Annotated in this window: 18 protein-coding genes; 14 read left to right on the forward strand and 4 right to left on the reverse strand. The window is 57.8% G+C overall.

From position 1 onward, the window contains the following. The 4 genes from KGA85_RS27050 to KGA85_RS27065 form a co-directional block, all read left to right on the forward strand. The coding region (locus KGA85_RS27050; RefSeq protein ID WP_223543518.1) for an NAD(P)/FAD-dependent oxidoreductase at positions 1-930 on the forward strand (930 nt) is incomplete at its 5' end. A 16-nt stretch (positions 931-946) separates the two neighbouring features. After that, positions 947-1,906 (forward strand): alpha/beta fold hydrolase, encoded by a 960-nt coding sequence (locus KGA85_RS27055; protein WP_223456307.1) that lies wholly within the window; start codon positions 947-949, stop codon positions 1,904-1,906. A 39-nt stretch (positions 1,907-1,945) separates the two neighbouring features. Further along, entirely contained in the window at positions 1,946-2,662 is a 717-nt protein-coding gene (locus tag KGA85_RS27060; protein WP_223456308.1) for a gamma-glutamylcyclotransferase, read from the forward strand. A 203-nt stretch (positions 2,663-2,865) separates the two neighbouring features. Next, positions 2,866-3,054, forward strand: coding sequence for a ribbon-helix-helix protein, CopG family (locus KGA85_RS27065; RefSeq protein ID WP_046043116.1), 189 nt, complete (start codon positions 2,866-2,868; stop codon positions 3,052-3,054). Between the two features lie 21 nt (positions 3,055-3,075). Here the strand turns inward: KGA85_RS27065 and KGA85_RS27070 are convergent, their stop codons facing one another. Then, on the reverse strand, positions 3,076-4,737 hold the full coding sequence (locus tag KGA85_RS27070; protein WP_223456309.1) for a SulP family inorganic anion transporter: 1,662 nt from the start codon (positions 4,735-4,737) through the stop codon (positions 3,076-3,078). A gap of 175 nt (positions 4,738-4,912) precedes the next feature. Here KGA85_RS27070 and KGA85_RS27075 point away from each other — a divergent pair, with 175 nt between their 5' ends. Next, positions 4,913-5,143, forward strand: coding sequence for a hypothetical protein (locus KGA85_RS27075; protein WP_032828974.1), 231 nt, complete (start codon positions 4,913-4,915; stop codon positions 5,141-5,143). Between the two features lie 530 nt (positions 5,144-5,673). Beyond that, positions 5,674-6,159: an adenosine-specific kinase gene (locus KGA85_RS27080; protein ID WP_223446770.1), complete on the forward strand. Its 486-nt coding sequence runs from the start codon at positions 5,674-5,676 to the stop codon at positions 6,157-6,159. Positions 6,160-6,243: 84 nt separating this feature from the next. Here the strand turns inward: KGA85_RS27080 and merR are convergent, their stop codons facing one another. Continuing rightward, positions 6,244-6,642 (reverse strand): Hg(II)-responsive transcriptional regulator, encoded by a 399-nt coding sequence (gene merR, locus KGA85_RS27085; RefSeq protein ID WP_223456310.1) that lies wholly within the window; start codon positions 6,640-6,642, stop codon positions 6,244-6,246. Between the two features lie 76 nt (positions 6,643-6,718). On the opposite strand from merR, the gene KGA85_RS27090 reads away from it, so the two are divergent. Genes KGA85_RS27090 through KGA85_RS27100 form a run of 3 tightly spaced genes read left to right on the forward strand, consistent with a single transcriptional unit; the run spans position 6,719 to position 7,625 of the window. Beyond that, positions 6,719-7,063 carry a mercuric transporter MerT family protein gene (locus KGA85_RS27090; protein ID WP_223456311.1) on the forward strand — a complete coding sequence of 115 codons (345 nt, stop codon included), beginning with the start codon at positions 6,719-6,721 and terminating at the stop codon, positions 7,061-7,063. Between the two features lie 12 nt (positions 7,064-7,075). Further along, positions 7,076-7,351 carry a mercury resistance system periplasmic binding protein MerP gene (gene merP, locus KGA85_RS27095; protein ID WP_223456312.1) on the forward strand — a complete coding sequence of 92 codons (276 nt, stop codon included), beginning with the start codon at positions 7,076-7,078 and terminating at the stop codon, positions 7,349-7,351. A gap of 7 nt (positions 7,352-7,358) precedes the next feature. Further along, complete coding sequence (locus tag KGA85_RS27100; RefSeq protein WP_223456313.1) at positions 7,359-7,625, forward strand: GDCCVxC domain-containing (seleno)protein; 267 nt, start codon at positions 7,359-7,361, stop codon at positions 7,623-7,625. A gap of 415 nt (positions 7,626-8,040) precedes the next feature. Here the strand turns inward: KGA85_RS27100 and KGA85_RS27105 are convergent, their stop codons facing one another. Then, on the reverse strand, positions 8,041-8,286 hold the full coding sequence (locus tag KGA85_RS27105) for a hypothetical protein (RefSeq protein WP_223543519.1): 246 nt from the start codon (positions 8,284-8,286) through the stop codon (positions 8,041-8,043). A 607-nt stretch (positions 8,287-8,893) separates the two neighbouring features. Here KGA85_RS27105 and KGA85_RS27110 point away from each other — a divergent pair. The 3 genes from KGA85_RS27110 (at position 8,894) to KGA85_RS27120 (ending at position 12,185) form a co-directional block, all read left to right on the forward strand. Beyond that, positions 8,894-9,766, forward strand: a complete 873-nt coding sequence (locus KGA85_RS27110) for a TauD/TfdA dioxygenase family protein (RefSeq protein WP_223456358.1) — start codon at positions 8,894-8,896, stop codon at positions 9,764-9,766. 108 nt (positions 9,767-9,874) lie between these two features. Then, the gene (locus KGA85_RS27115; RefSeq protein ID WP_108217363.1) at positions 9,875-10,354 is read left to right on the forward strand and encodes a 2,4'-dihydroxyacetophenone dioxygenase family protein; all 480 of its coding nucleotides are present in this window, start codon (positions 9,875-9,877) and stop codon (positions 10,352-10,354) included. Positions 10,355-10,535: 181 nt separating this feature from the next. Beyond that, positions 10,536-12,185 (forward strand): 3-(methylthio)propionyl-CoA ligase, encoded by a 1,650-nt coding sequence (locus KGA85_RS27120; RefSeq protein ID WP_223543520.1) that lies wholly within the window; start codon positions 10,536-10,538, stop codon positions 12,183-12,185. Positions 12,186-12,245: 60 nt separating this feature from the next. On the opposite strand, the gene KGA85_RS27125 is transcribed toward KGA85_RS27120, so the two are convergent. Further along, positions 12,246-13,289 carry an alpha/beta fold hydrolase gene (locus KGA85_RS27125; RefSeq protein ID WP_223543521.1) on the reverse strand — a complete coding sequence of 348 codons (1,044 nt, stop codon included), beginning with the start codon at positions 13,287-13,289 and terminating at the stop codon, positions 12,246-12,248. Positions 13,290-13,400: 111 nt separating this feature from the next. On the opposite strand from KGA85_RS27125, the gene KGA85_RS27130 reads away from it, so the two are divergent. Both KGA85_RS27130 and KGA85_RS27135 read left to right on the forward strand, forming a co-directional pair. Beyond that, the gene (locus tag KGA85_RS27130) at positions 13,401-14,438 is read left to right on the forward strand and encodes an AraC family transcriptional regulator (RefSeq protein WP_223456317.1); all 1,038 of its coding nucleotides are present in this window, start codon (positions 13,401-13,403) and stop codon (positions 14,436-14,438) included. A gap of 451 nt (positions 14,439-14,889) precedes the next feature. Further along, the gene (locus KGA85_RS27135) at positions 14,890-15,924 is read left to right on the forward strand and encodes an AraC family transcriptional regulator (protein WP_223456318.1); all 1,035 of its coding nucleotides are present in this window, start codon (positions 14,890-14,892) and stop codon (positions 15,922-15,924) included. Positions 15,925-16,061: the final 137 nt, after the last annotated feature.

Here is a 16,061-nt window from a genome sequence, read left to right on the forward strand (position 1 = left end):
ACCAGGTACAGGGTGGAGCCCGGCGTGCAATGCGTGCCAGTGAACGACCTGCCGAAGATCCGGCACCCACACTCTGGCTACGTAGTGGTGGGATCGGGCAAGACCGGGATCGACGCTTGCCTGTGGTGCCTGCAAAACGGTATTGCGCCCGAAAACATCTGCTGGATCATGCCGAACGATCCATGGTTGATCGACCGGGCCAACCTGCAACCTGGCCTCGACAGCTTCGAACGAACAATCGGCGGTCTCACGGCACAATTTGAGGCCATCGCAGCCGCAGTCTCGATCCCGGACCTGTTCTCCAGGCTTGAGGTGGCGGGCCAGCTCCTGCGCGTGGATAAGTCCGTCGAACCCACTGCTTACCGCTGCGCCACCGTCACACGGGCGGAGTTACGTGAGCTTCGACGCATCGACAACATTGTGCGCCTGGGGCGGGTGCGAGTGATCGAGCCAACGCGCATCGTGCTCGAGCAAGGCAGCATCGCCACGAGCCCAGGTGCCCTGCACATTGACTGCAGCGCCAGTGCTATCCCGACAATGCCTGAAATGAAGGTGTTCGACGGCGGCAGGATTAACCTGTTGATGGTAAGCAGCTGCCAACCCTTGTTCAGCGCGGCCTTGATCGCTTATGTGGAAAGCCACCTGGACGATCAAACGCAAATGAACGTGCTTTGCACGATGGTCCCCCCGCCTCACGTTCCCACGGACTGGATCAGAATGTGGGCGGTCTACCTGGGAAACCAACTACGCTGGGGAGAGCATGAAGGCCTGACCCGCTGGATCAGGCAGTCGCGCTTATTCTTTCTGACTGCGGTGGTCAGGGGCTTGCAGGAAACCGATACCGAGAAACTGGCACAGCTGCATCGGCTCTCTGTCAGCAGACAGCAGGCTCTGGCGAGCCTGCCGCGGTTGCTGAGGTCCATCGCTTGAATTGCAGGAAGCGCACATGAACGAGCCACACCTCGAAATGCTCGACATCAATGGTATCCGCATGCAGGTCGCCATCCAGGGTTGCGGTCCGTTGGTCTTGCTATGCCACGGATTCCCGGAGCTGTGGTACTCGTGGCGCAACCAGCTTGCTGCGCTGGCGGCCGCCGGCTATAGAGCGGTAGCACCCGACATGCGTGGCTATGGTGGCACCGATGCGCCGGCCGAACCCGACGCCTACACCACACTCCACCTGGTAGGCGACATGGTGGAGTTGGTCAACTCACTCGGCGAGCGGCAAGCCGTGATCGTCGGCCATGACTGGGGCGCGCTGGTGGCCTGGAGCGCAGCATTGATGCGACCCGATCTGTTCCGCGCAGTGGTCGGCATGAGCGTTCCCTTCTCGCCACCGGATCGCGTGGAGCTCCTGAGCGCGCTTGCCTCGCGGGGTATCAGCGACTTCTACATCCAGTACTTCCAGACGCCGGGCATGGCCGAGGCCGAGCTGGAAAGGGACGTCGAGTCGTCGATCCGGCGCATCTACTTCAGTGGCTCGGGAGACGGGCCCGATGGGCCGGTGTTTGGCCGACTGCAGCCGGGCCAGGGATTCCTGGGGGGGATGATCGAGCCCGAAACCCTGCCAGCCTGGCTAAGCCTTGAGGATATTGCCTACTACACCCGCGAGTTCACCCGCAGCGGATTTCGCGGCGGCTTGAACTGGTACCGCAACATGACGCGCTCATGGGCACTGCTGGCACCTTGGCGCGGTTGCATTATCCGGCAGCCGTCGATGTTCATTGCCGGGAGCCGCGACGCCGTGCTGAAGTTTCCGGGCTCCCCGCGGCAGATCGAAGCTTTCGCGCAGACACTGCCGGGCCTGCGCGGGTGTCATATCCTCGAAGGTGCCGGCCACTGGATACAGCGAGAACGCGCGACCGAGGTCAATGAGTTGCTACTGGGCTTCCTGAAAAAACTCTGATCAGGAGGTTCAATTTCTACCCATAGTGGGAGGGCTGGTATGGCGCCCCAGAGAAGCACGCCCGCCAAAGGACGAAACCTGACGGCGGAACTCGTCGCTCGCGTTGAGCGATTTGAGCCCGATCCCGGACCCGAACCGGGCACGGCCGAACACACCGAAGCAGAGTTTGATGCGATGGTCGAGGCTCTGTTGTTTGAATACAAACCGCAGGAGCTTTGGATCTTTGCTTATGGCTCACTGATCTGGAATCCGGAGTTCGATTTTTTGGAGAGCCGCAGCGCCACCGCCTTCGGCTGGCATCGATCGTTCTGCCTGAAACTGACTCGCTGGCGCGGCACGCGCGAGTTGCCCGCCCTGATGTTGGCCCTCGACCGGGGCGGAAGCTGCAACGGGTTGGCATACCGGCTTCCAACGCAAGACCATTCCAAGCAATTGGGACTGTTGATGGTCCGGGAAATAGACGCAAACCCACCGACCAATGTTCCGCGCTGGATTTCGGTTAAAACCGAATCCGGGATAGTGCGTGCATTAGCCTTTGTCGCAGCACGCGACGGAATGGCCTATGCCGGAAAGTTGCCCATGGAAAAGGTGGCCCATGTATTGGCTCGCGCAGCCGGGCACTGGGGCTCGGCGGCCCAATACCTGTTCCGGACTGTGACAATGCTGGAGGAGCATGGCATTCGGGACCGTAATATGTGGCGGATACAAAGCCTTGTCGCACAGGAAATCGAAGACTCCCTGCTTGCTGCGCAATAACCAGGTTGGGCGAGCGAATCCCGCGATGCTCGCCCCTTGAGGATTATCCACGCTGAGTCGAAGCAGATCCGAATCATCACCCACCGTGGGAGCCAAATCTTTTCTTGTGAGTAAAGTCGAAGTAACGAGCAGCACAGTGACAGCACCGGACAAGGCAATTACAATTTGATTAACATATAGCGACTTGAGCGATTGAATACCCCATGGAAAGCAAGACTGCGCGCCTCACTGTGCTCATTGATCCCGTCAAGAAAAAAGCCTTCGAGGAACTCTGTGCAGCACAAGACCTGACGCCCTCTCAGGTTGTCCGTCAACTGATTCGTGACTACCTGGACACCCACGGTGCCACCTATTCGACCAAAAGCAAGCATGCCGCCAGTACCAAGTCATAACCTGACACGGGCGGTAAGCCTCTAGAGGGTCGACGGACCCTCTGCGAGACTGACCGCTTTAGCCAGCGCGGTGTTGAAATCGGCGTGGTAATGCTCCGTGCCGATTTCTTGCAAGATACCCACCCTATCGAGCTTGCTTAGCACCTTCGTGTTCGCTTCGCAGAGTTTCACCACGATATTGCGCTTGTGCAATTGCTGAATGACCTCCTCCAGCACCTGCAAGCCAGTGATATCCATAAACGGTACACGCTTCAAGCGAATAATCAGCAGACGTGGATCGGTATGGGTCTGCGCCAGGACACGCTCGAAGGTCTCAGCCGCACCAAAGAACAATGGCCCTTCAATCGTATAAATCAATGTCCCTGGCGGCAGGCGAATGTGCCCATTGGCCCTCAGCTCTTCTTCAAGCTCGTGCTCGATTACCTGTTGCACCTCCACAGATGAGGCCATGCGGCGCATGAAGTGCAGCATCGCAAGAATGACGCCGATATTCACGGCGATCACCAAGTCACTGAACACTGTGAGGCTGAAAGTGATGAGCAGGATAGCTACGTCTGCGCGTGGGGCCCGCTGGACCATGCGTTTGAAGTGCTTCAACTCGCTCATGTTGTACGCGACCACGAAAAGAATGGCGGCCAGGGCGCACAGTGGGATGTTTGAGGCCAGAGGTGCCAGAAACAGAATAATAAGCACCAACGTGACCGCGTGCGTAATGCCGGCCAGCGGGCCCGTGCCGCCGTTACGGATATTGGTTGCAGTACGGGCAATGGCTCCGGTAGCTGCAAAGCCGCCAAACAATGGCGTGACCAGGTTAGCCACTCCCTGACCGATCAGCTCCTGATTGGAATCGTGCTTAGTGCCCGCCATGCCATCGGCCACCATTGCGGACAGCAGCGATTCGATTGCTCCAAGCATGGCGATAGTAAACGCCGGACCAATCAAATCGATGACGCGAGACAACGTGATTTCAGGCAGGCTCAACGTTGGAAGGCCTTGAGGTATGCCCCCAAATGCGCTGCCAATCGTGGCTACCCCCTCGAAATGAAAGGTTGACTGTATCGCTGTAGCTACCGCCATTGCGACTAATGGGCCAGGTACCCGTTTGAGTCCGGGAATTTTGGACGCGGTGATGACCAGGAAAAGACTAAGTACCGCCAGCAGGGTCGTGGCCATATGAAGATCCGGGAGCGCCTGGAGCAAATGCCAGAACTTTTCATGGAAATGCTCTCCACTGATCTTCGCTAAACCGAAAAAGTCTTTCCACTGTCCGACCCAGATGATCACGCCGATGCCTGCGGTGAATCCGACGATCACCGGATCGGGGATAAACTTGATGATTGCACCTAGGCGGGCCATCCCCAGCAATAACAACATGGCCCCCGCCATCATCGTGGCGATTTGCAGACCGTCAACACCATGCTTGGCCGTGACCCCCGCCAGAATCACGATGAACGCACCTGTCGGCCCGGCAATCTGCAAGCGGCTTCCGCCAAAGAGTGAAACCAGCAGACCACCGATGATTGCGGTGTAGATGCCTTGCTCAGGTTTGACGCCAGATGCAATGGCAAACGCCATTGCAAGGGGGAGCGCCACGACCCCGACGATCACGCCAGACACCAAATTGCGCAGCCAATGCTCTCGCCCCAACAACCCAGCCTTCCATGCCTCACCTATCGCAATCATGGCTAGATCCTCAGTGGATGCATGTGCATAATATTAACATACAGTGATAATTGAAATGCCCTTGATCCACTGCTTCGTGCGGCTGGAGATGTTTATAGAGAAAGTTCAGATGGAGCTGGGCGGGCATGCACTGCAAATAGAGAATCTTGAGAGCGCGTGTAGCGTGGTGACTGACATGAATCGTAAAGCTGTGAAAAGCAAACATGCCGAAGGCGTGACCTTTGACACCCATGTGATCGCAAACCCGACCAACCCCAAGGAGTGGATCGTGTTTTTCAAGAAGGACGCCGGGAGAAGTTATTTCCTGGTTGATGACAACGAGGAAGTCGAGTCTTTCGGGCATCTGGATGACCTGATCGCCGAGCTTCGAGACTTGGGCCTCAAGACCGCTGAAATCCACTTTTAAGCCTTGGATCAAGCCCTGGAGACATGATCATGTCAGTGAAAATCGAGTACCTATCCAGTCAAAGCGAAGCTCTTTAGTCTGTATGTTTTGGCATCAGACGAGTTCAGTTTCGGCATGAAAAAAGTGCTCACGACTTTGCTGCCAAGCTCAAGGAGAGAATCGAGGCTCCGCATGTTTACCCTCAACGTGATCCGCCAGCGAAAATCATAGTTGATCGGTACAGGCAGATTGAACGTCACCCTGCATATCTACCTGCTTGTTCTACATAACGGATCCGATTGAACTCGTGACCTCCGGTAAAAAGCCGAGCAGCTCAATCACCGGTCAGATAGGCGTGTAACTACAAGGGAGTGACTGTTTTTTTACCGATTGATGCCTGACATGACAGGCCGCTCAGGGTCGATTTTGGCCCGTCGGGACAGGCAGAAATCGGCCAGAAGCCGTCAGTGGACGGAGCAATAACCAATGAGTAGCTATGCTTGGTTTGTTGCCAGTTTCTGGTAGCAACATCGTGAACGGAGGCGTTTGAGATGCAACTCATCACGTTGAAAATCGAAAAGCCGGATGTGACGAACTTCATTTTGGGTCAGACGCACTTCATCAAGTCCGTCGAGGACATCCACGAAGCGCTGGTTAATGCCGTGCCAGGTATCCAGTTTGGCGTGGCTTTTTGTGAAGCCTCTGGCAAATGCCTGGTGCGATGGTCTGGCACCGATACCTCAATGATCGAACTGGCACAGAAGAATGCGAAAGCCATCGCTGCAGGCCATAGCTTCATCATTTTCCTGGGCGACGGTTTCTATCCGCTGAACGTGTTGAACACCATCAAGATGGTTCCAGAGGTATGCCGTATTTTTTGTGCAACAGCCAATCCAACCGAAGTGATTCTCGCCGAGACGCAACAAGGGCGAGCAATCCTGGGGGTAGTGGATGGCTTCTGTGCCCAAGACATTGAAGGCGATGAAGACATCCTGTGGCGCAAGAACCTGTTGCGGCAGATTGGCTACAAGCTGTGAATGGCAGAGCGAGCACGCCCGGCCCTGCGTACACTGCACGGGGTGCTGGCCTGACGCCTATGCAGGGTGCCCTGCAACCCGGCATCACTCCCTGTCCAGCGCATCGATGATAGGGCATACGGCCCCGCCGCCGCTTGCATCGCATTGCCGCACCAGTCCGCCCAGCACCTGCTGCATTGCTGCAAGGTCGGCCATCTTTTGCTCGATCAGGGCCAGCTTGCGCACGGCCAGTGCCCGAGTCTCGCTACAACTGCAGGCCGCATCCAGTGTCAGCAGTGCGCCCACCTCATCCAGCGTGAATCCCAGCGCCTGTGCCCGTTTGATAAAGCGCAGCCGTTTGACCTGCTCCGGTAGATAGCACCGATAACCGCCGAGCGGCTTTGGCGGCTCATCCACCAAGCCACGTCGCTGGTAATAGCGAATAGTCTCGATGTTCACGCCGGCAGCTTGCGCCAACTTGCCGATACTCATTCCTGTCGCCATCACACGCCTCTTGATTCTGTACCTAGGTACGGAGTGTAAAGTCACTCTAGGTTAGTTCGATTCAATGGAGAAGACGATGGCGCAACAAATCGGCAAAAGTTCACTGATCGCGGGCGCGTTGGCCGCTATCAGTGCGTCGGTGTGTTGCGTCGGACCACTGGTACTGCTGGCGCTCGGCGTCAGCGGCACATGGATCGGCAACCTGACGGCAATGGAAGCATACCGGCCCCTCTTCATCGGCTTGACGCTACTGTTTCTCGGGCTGGCTTTTCGCAAGCTCTACCTGATGCCACAGGTCTGCGCAGCGGGCACGGCCTGCAGTCCGCGCACTATTACACGTCAGCGGACCGTGTTCTGGATCGTCACCGGGCTACTACTTGGCCTGCTGGCCGTTCCGTGGCTTGCCCGACTGTTTTATTGAAGGAACCTCGCCATGCGCAAACTGCTGATCGCCGCACTCACCGCCTTGTCCCTATCCGTGATGGCCGCTCCAGTAGAAACCATCAGGCTCGACGTGCAGAACATGACCTGTGCGGTATGCCCGATCACGGTCAAGAGATCGCTGGAGCAGCTGCCCGGCGTGAGTACCGTCAAGGTCGATTTGGCCGAGAAAGTGGCCATCGTCACCTATGACCCCGATAAAGCCGATCCCGAGGCGCTGACCAAAGCGACGACGAATGCGGGCTATCCCTCCACCGTGCACAAATGAGGCAACCATGAGTCCCGTCATCCTCGAATCCGTGCTGACCTGCCCGCATTGCAGCTTCGCCAAGCAGGAAGCCATGCCCACAGATGCCTGTCAGTATTTCTACGAATGTGGCAATTGCAGGACTCTGCTACGCCCAAATCCCGGTGACTGCTGTGTGTTCTGCTCGTTTGGCTCGATGAAGTGCCCGCCGATCCAGGAGCAGCGCGGATGCTGTGACATTCGGACGAATGTTCCTCCACATGTGGGGAATCCCATATTTGGGGGGGAGATTTAGGGTCAGCTTACGCCTGAAGGAAGTAGCCTGGAACGTAGCGCTAAAAGCCCAAGGCTTGCGGACAAGCGTCTTTCACTCAAATGGCTTGATTATTGCGTTATTGCTCATACGAGCTCCCAACTTACCAGGCACCAATGTAAAAGCAGCGGTTATGGGAGGTGTGTCATGTGGAATCAACCTCTGATGCTTGTGGTGATCTACCTTACTATCACCCTCAGCATCGGCTGGTTGTGGTCCATTGCTATCCTGTATTGGCTTTGAACCAATGGGAAAAGTGAATCACCACCTGATTTTATAAACACAAATGACCGGCAGTTATGGTCAAAAGCAGACGCCCGATGATTTTTCGCAAAACAGAGCGCCCGCTCACCGCTATGACTCTGAATCGCCCCACCCTTCCAGGATGTTTAATGCATCAGTCGTCGTTGTCGTCGCGATCGCGGTAGCGACGGTGATCGCGATCATAGTTACGAGAATCATAGTTACGACGATCATAGTGGCGGCCATAACCTTGATCATCGTCATCCCGTTGGTCGTAACCACGTCGATGATCATGGTCGTGATATCGGCCGTACCTTTCTCCATCATCCCAGTGAGGGCCACAGCCTCCCAACAACAAGAAACTGAAAATGGCCAGGATCGTGATGACTGCGCGATTCATAGGAACGTCCAAAACGTCGGGGTATTGAATGGTTATGGCGGCTGGAAATTTTCATCCGGACAACGTTCAGCCGTAACTATGACCACTGAGTAACTTAATGATTCCTTTGGAAAATACAGACAAGTGATGGTCACACTCGTGAACTAATAGCCCTTGGACCTGTCGACCAGATTTAACAAAGGCATTCCCTCTCTCTCTTTGCAAGTTCTCGACTATCACCGCCACCCCACCTTCAATCTGCACATCGCTCCGCGAACGACAGGCTATTGCCATGACAAAACGGCAGTGATCAAAGGAGCCAGGAAGCCAATCGACGAGTTGATGTGGCCGTCATCCCTTCCAGTCATGGACTCGGCTCTTCGTCCCAATATGCGAAGAAACTGTCCTGCTACGCCCATGGCGTCGCGCCCGGGATACCTACTATAGGACCGCCACCCCTGCCCAATCAGCAGGAGGCAGTTACCTATAGCGGATGCACATATTGCGCACCGCCGTACAGCACGGATTGGAGACAACAATGACAAAAGTCGCCGCAACCCAAGACGCTCCTTCACCTATCACCCCCTCGGCACCCGCCATTATCCGGTCGTCAGTGCGCCAGCATTCGATCAAGGTGCAGATTTGCTCCCCCGCCATCGGTGCCGAGCTCAGCAACGTCAACCTGGCCGACGCTGCCCAGGACCCCGAACTGATCGCAGAAATCAGGGCGCTGTGGTTGAAGCACAAAGTACTGTTCTTTCGCGATCAGGACATCACCCCCCTGGAGCAACAGCACTTCGCCGCGCAATTCGCTGAGCTGGAAGCCCATCCCCTGGCGCCGAGCCATCCGGAGGCGGACAAGCTGCTGATGCTGTATCGCAATCTCGATTTGAGCAAACCCAAGAGCTATGTTGAAAAGGCCAGCCGCGAAAACCTCTGGCATGCCGATGTCACCTACAAGAAGGCCCCGCCCCGCGGAGCGGTATTGCGTTGCGAGATGGGGCCGGAGGCTGGCGGCGACACCCTGTTTTCCAACATGGTGATGGCTTACGAAAACCTGCCGCAGGCCATCAAGCAACGAATCGACGGCCTGTACGCAAAACATGGTGCCGAGCAGACCTTTGGCGCCCAGTTGCCACGCGAAGAACGTCATGCGATGGCCGCGAAGAACCCCGCCGCTGAGCACCCGGTAGTGCTTACCCATCCAGAGACTGGCGAAAAGGTCTTGTTCGTCAACTCCGCGTTCACGACCCACTTCTCGAACTTCTTCAACTTCGAGGATATCCGCTACGGCCAGGACTTCATGCCAGAGGCTCATCATCTGATGAACTATCTGATGTCTCAGGCCGCCATTCCTGAGTACCAGGTACGTCTGAAGTGGCGAACCAACACGGTTGCCATGTGGGACAACCTGCAAGTCCAGCACTACGCGGTGGCTGACTACGGCAATGCACCCAGAAAGATGCTGCGCGCCACCCTCGCGGGTACCCCGCTCACCTGATCCGAACAGCCTCCCCCAGATAAACCGGGGCACCCGACCAGCAGAAATTGTCGGGCGGCCCTGGCTGCGACGAAAACTCGATCTGAACCGCATCATTGGAGAAATGACATGCTCTATGAACACGTCGACACCGCAGTCATCGATGGCGAATCGCTGCCGTGGATTCCCTTTACGCCCTATGCCGAAAACGTCCTGCTGAAGTACTTCAAGCTTGACCCGATCCGCGGCGAATGGATCGTCATGATGAAGGCGCCGCTGGACATGCAACTGCCCAAGCACCACCACACAGGCACGGTGATGGTCTACACGATCGAAGGCCAGTGGAAATACAAGGAGCATGACTGGATCGCCGGCCCCGGCAGCATCGTCTACGAGACGGCCGCGTCGACTCACACACCTGAAGTCGTCAGCACAGGAAGCGCAGACGGGTATTCGCTCATGCTGGTTCAAGTGACTGGCGATCTGGCGTTCCTGGACGGCAACGACAACATCGTCGCGCTGGAAAACTGGAAGACCGGGTTGCAACGTTATCTTGCTTACTGCGAGCAACATGACATCGCGCCGAAAGACCTGACGGCATTCAACTGATCCGGATTTCATGGGGAAACCCGGCGCCTCTGGTTCAAGGGGCGACCGGGCCAGTTACCGGATAGCAATCATTCAGGGGAGGGAAACAGGCTGTGTCGGGTCGCGGTCTTGACGCGAAATCTGACCCGGGCCTGGCCGCCTGCTCGCTCCCCGATCACAGACAAGCGAACGGAGCGATGCCATGAAAGGCCTGATGATGCAAAAGCAGCTTTTGATTTCCTCACTCATTGAACATGCCGACCGCCATCACGGCGATACGCAGATCGTATCCCGTCGAGTGGAGGGCGATATCCATCGCTACACCTTCCGTGACTGCCACCGCCGCGCGCGCCAGCTGGCCAGCGCGCTGACCCGCATGGGCGTCAAGCCTTCCGAGCGGATCGGCACACTGGCATGGAATGGCTATCGGCACCTGGAGTTGTACTACGGCGTTGCCGGCATGGGTGCCATTGTGCATACCATCAACCCTCGTCTGCATGAAGACCAGGTTGCCTACATCGCCAATCACGCCGAAGACCAGTACATCTTCTTCGACTTGACCTTCTTGCCGCTGATCAAGGCCATCGCCGGGCGCTGCAATAGGGTCAAAGCGTTCGTCGCCATGACCGATCAGGCGCATATGCCCAAAGACGCCGGCATCGACAACTTGCTGTGCTATGAAGATCTCCTTCAACAGGGATCCTCCGACTACGCTTGGCCGATTTTCGACGAGGATGCCGCCAGCACGCTCTGCTACACCTCTGGCACGACGGGCAACCCGAAAGGGGTTTTGTACAGTCATCGCTCGTCGGTGCTGCACACCTATGCGGCCGCGCTGCCGGACGCCCTGAATTGTTCGGCGCACGACGTGATCCTGCCCGTTGTGCCGATGTTCCATATCAACGCCTGGGGACTTCCGTACATCGCGTGCATGGTCGGGGCGAAGCTTGTATTTCCCGGACCTGCCCTGGATGGAGAGTCGCTATTCGAACTGCTCGAAGCCGAGCAGGTGACACTGTCCGCGGGTGTCCCGACCGTGTGGCAAAGCCTTCTTGGCCATGTGGAAAAAACCGGCCGGCAATTCTCCAGCATGAAACGCAGCATCATTGGTGGCGCCACCTGCCCCCCGTCCATGCTGCACACATTTCAGCAAACCTACGGTGTAGCGGTATTGCACGTCTGGGGGATGACGGAACTGAGCCCTATCGGAACCGTCGGCGCCCTGAAGGCCAGGCACGTCGAAATGTCCCCGGCAGAGCGTTATGCCGTGCAATCCAAGCAAGGCCGAGCGGTGTTTGGCGTCGACATGAAGATCGTTGACGCCGAAGGCATGGAATTGCCCTGGGACGGCGCAACCTCGGGTGAGCTGTTGGTGCGTGGGCCATGGGTGGTGCGCGATTATTTCAGGAACGAAGCGAACAGTTCGCCGCTGCTCGAGCACGCAGGTCAAGGGTGGTTCCCAACCGGCGATGTGGCGACCATCGATGTCGATGGCTTCATGCAGATCACCGATCGCAGCAAAGATGTGATCAAGTCGGGTGGCGAATGGATAGGCTCCATCGAACTGGAAACCATTGCGATGGCCCATCCGGCAGTCTCCCAGGCGGCCTGCATTGCCGCGAAACACGCCAAGTGGGACGAACGCCCATTGCTGATCGTCGTCAGGAAGCCGCAAGCGACACTGACGCGGGAAGAGCTGCTCGCGTTTTATGAAGGCAAGATCGCGAAATGGTGGACGCCGGATGATGTGATCTTTGTCGACACGATTGCGTTGGGCGCTACGGGCAAGATCCAGAAGAACCGTCTGCGGGAGCAGTTCGGTGATCATCTGATGGTCAAGGCTGCCGGCTGAACGAGTGCATGCACTGTGCGTGGCCGCGAGTGATCGCGACCACGCACAGTGCACTCGTTGCTAGCGCTCCAGCTGCTCGAGAAACGTCAGGAGCAACTCATTGACTTGATCCGCGCTCTCTTCAGCGGCGCTATGGCCCACGCCAGGTAGCAGCACTTTCTTCTGCAGTCCGGGTAGATAGGTGTCGAGTTGCTCGTAGAGACCGCGGATTTCCATCGGCTCGAGCGAAGGGTCGGCGGCACCACCAATGAACAGGCTCGGCTGGCGTACCACCGCGCCGTCGAGAAACGCGGTGATCTCCCAGTTCCGGTCGCGACAACGGTAGTAGTTCAAGGCACCGGTGAACCCTGTGCGCGTGTATTCAGCGACGTAGTAGTCGAGCGCCCGCGCGCTCAGCCATGACGGGAACTCGCCCTTCGGCTCAGTGAACGCGTTGAGAATGGGCTCACCAGGCTCGACGAACAGGCGCCAGCGTTCAGCCCCGACAGCGCTGCCGGAGATCGAGTAGAAGACGCTGCGCAAGGTCTTGCGCGGATCGCTGGCCAACTCGCGGTCCGGCTTGTCGAGCTGTTGGAAATACAGGTGGTGGTACACCCTGCCCTTTGCCATTGCCTGCAAACCTATGGTCGGCTTGATCTTGCCGCGCGGCGGCACCGGCGTATTGAGCATCACCAGGCCACGGAACAGATCCGGCCGCAGCATGGCCGCCGCCTGGGCCACCCAGGCGCCCAGGTCGTGCCCGATGATCACCGCGGATGTTTCGCCCAGCGTCGCCATCAAGCCGACCATGTCGCCGACGGCCTGACTCATGTCATAGTCTTCAATGGCATCGGGTCGATCGGTTTGGCCAAACCCTCTTTGATCGGGGACCACGACTCGATGACCGGCCTCGGCCAACACCGCGATCTGGTGCCGCCACATGTACCAAAGATAAGGAAAACCGTGCAGCAGGATGACGAGAGGACCTTGCCCCTCGTCGATGTAATGCATGCGAATGCCGTTGAGTTCGGCAAAGCAGTGGTTGAATGCATCAGGATCGTTAGCGTCCACCTGCGCCCTTGCCGCGAGCGGCTGACCGATACCTGTAGCGGTGCGCGTGTCCATTATCTACCTCCATCATTGTTGTCATTGTCGGCGTGAAGGTAGCCCTGAGCGGCTGTCCTGCACTAAGCTTCTCAGGACACAATCTGGTGAAACTGGGACACGAGGCAAAGCATGTATACCTTGACGCGAAGCGCCAGCCTTACCGACTTTGAGCAGGTTGCCCGCTCAGTGGGGCTCGATCCATTTCGCATGCTGCGCATGACCAGGCTACCGGCCAGTGTCCTCGACGATCCGAACATCATGATCAGCAGCGATTCGGTAGGCTGGCTGCTGGAGGAGTCCGCCCGCCTGTCCGGTCAGGACGCCTTCGGGCTGCTGCTCGCGGAAACCAGGCACCTTTCCAACTTTGGCATGCTCGCACTACTCATCCGCGAAGAGCCAACACTTCGCGCAGCGTTGCAATCCTGCTTTCGCTATACGCGCTTGCATAACGCCGGTGTGCAATTGTGGCTTGAGGATGTAGGCGACCTGACCCTGCTGCATGTGGGTGTGAACATGCAGGGCCATCGTGGCGTCTGGCGCCAGGCGATTGAACAGGCGACCGGTATTATGCTTCGGACGTTGAGCATCCTGAGCGGCCATACCTTCCGGCCGGTAAGGGTCAGTTTTACTCACGACCGACCTTCCAGCCTTGAAGTGCACCAGCGCGTGTTGGGAACAGCTATCGAGTTTTCCCAGGAGTTCAATGCCATCGTTTGCCGCAGGCGCGACCTGGACATGCCCATTCCCACGGCCGACCCCGCATTGCATCGCGAGGTGAAGCGATCGCTGGACATGCAGTTGGCCAACCTGCGCGACGAACCGGCGCAGCGGGTACGCCAGATCGTCAAGATGCTGCTGCCAAGCGGACTGTGCTCTGTCGATGGCGTGGCCCAGCATCTTGGCATGCACCGACGCACCCTTAACCGACACCTGGCGGCCGAGGGAGAGAGTGTCACGACGATCATCAATGCTGTACGCGCCGAACTTGCCGAAGAGTATCTGGCCAACAGCAAGCGCCGATTGTATGAAGTCGCCGAACTCCTCGGCTTTTCCTCTGCCGGTGACTTTTCACGCTGGTTCCGCAGCCGTTTTGGCAAGACACCCTCGGCTTGGGCCGTCTCCTACCGAGCGAGCAAGACGGCATCCGGGCCCCTATCGACTGAATAAAAAAACAGGTTCATGGGCAACTCAAGCCTGCTGGCCAGCCACATTGCCTGAACCTTGCACACTCGACGTTTCTGATCCCGCGATCCAGCCATTGGCCCCCTACCGGCGTCCCAATACGCGAAAATTCTGTCCCGCAACGCTCATTGCATCACTCTCGTGCAGCCTACTATGGGTCAGTGGCCCCTGCTCCGTTGATGGGGGCCACAACATCTACCGGATACACGTAGACCGCCCAGGATTCTGGATCCTTGAAGGCTCCAGCGGTTTGTGAATTCGAGTCCAACAACCAATTCGATGGTGATGCAAAAAATACGATCCTGAATCTGATCGCGCTACTTGCAGTCCTCCACCGGGATCGCCCCGAGAGCAACGCAAAAGTCGTCAGAACAGCGCCTGATCGCGCAACACATCTTCAATGAAACGTCACCATCGGCCGAGGGAAGTCCTACGCATGCCCACGCTTGTTCGCGCCGCCGTTTTGACCAAATACCTGGACGTTGCCCAGGACCTGGGATTCAACCCGCACGACGTCATGGCAGTCGCAGGCCTGCACAAGGCTCAGCTGCAAGACCCCGAATCCCGCATCCCCATCGATGCCGCCGTGCGTTTGCTGGAAGATTCGGCCACCGCCAGCGGTTGCCAGACCTTCGGCCTGAGCATGGCCGAGTCGCGCCAGCTTTCGGACTTCGGCGTGGTCAGCTTGCTGCTCAATCATCAACGCACCCTGCGCGAAGCATTGCAGGTCATGGTGCGCTACCGTCATCTGATGAACGACTCGCTGGCCATCTTCGTTGAAGAGAGCGGCAAGATGGTGATCATTCGTGAAGAGATGGTCACCGAGTCGCCGATGCCCAGCCGCCAAGCCACGGAACTGGCGATCGGCGTGACATTCGGTCTGTGTTCGGCCCTGCTCGGCTCGCACTGGCGCCCTTACAGCGTCAACTTCATGCACCAGCCGCCGGACAACCTGTACCTGCATCGGCGGGTGTTCGGCTGCAACCTGGAATTCGGCAGCGAGTTCAATGGCATCGTTTGCCCTGCCGCCAGCCTCGACATGATCAACCTCAATGCCGACCCGACCATGGCCCGTCATGCCCAGAGCTACCTTGACTCGCTGCAAAACCCTGAGAGTACCTCGACGCTGTTCGAAGTGCGCAAGGCCATCTACCTGCTGTTGCCCATGGGCCGCGCCACCATAGAGCAGATCGCCCAATACCAGGGGATGAACGTGCGCACCCTGCAACGTCGTCTCAAGGACCACGGCTGTGCCTTCAGCGACCTGATCAACGACGTGCGCCGCGCCCTGGTACTGCGTTATCTGGAAAACCCGAACCACTCACTGAGCCACATTGCCGACATGTTCGGCTTCACCATGGCGAGCTCCTTTACCCGCTGGTTCATCAACCAGTTCGGCATGCCGCCGGCGGTGTGGCGCAGCGCGCAGAAACAGTCCGGTTCGGACGCTGCCGCCTCCAAGCCATTCTGAACACACGGCAAATCGGCATAGGGGACGGCCTTCATAGACCGTACCCCTGCCACACCACCCGGCATGCGGGTCCGCACCGGGCGGTTCGAGGGATTGAGGTCAGGAGAGACGTGGAAGTCCCAAGCGATCAAACCACG

The sequence above is a fragment of the Pseudomonas sp. GL-B-12 genome (genome assembly GCF_019955895.1).
Classification (GTDB): Bacteria; Pseudomonadota; Gammaproteobacteria; order Pseudomonadales; family Pseudomonadaceae; genus Aquipseudomonas.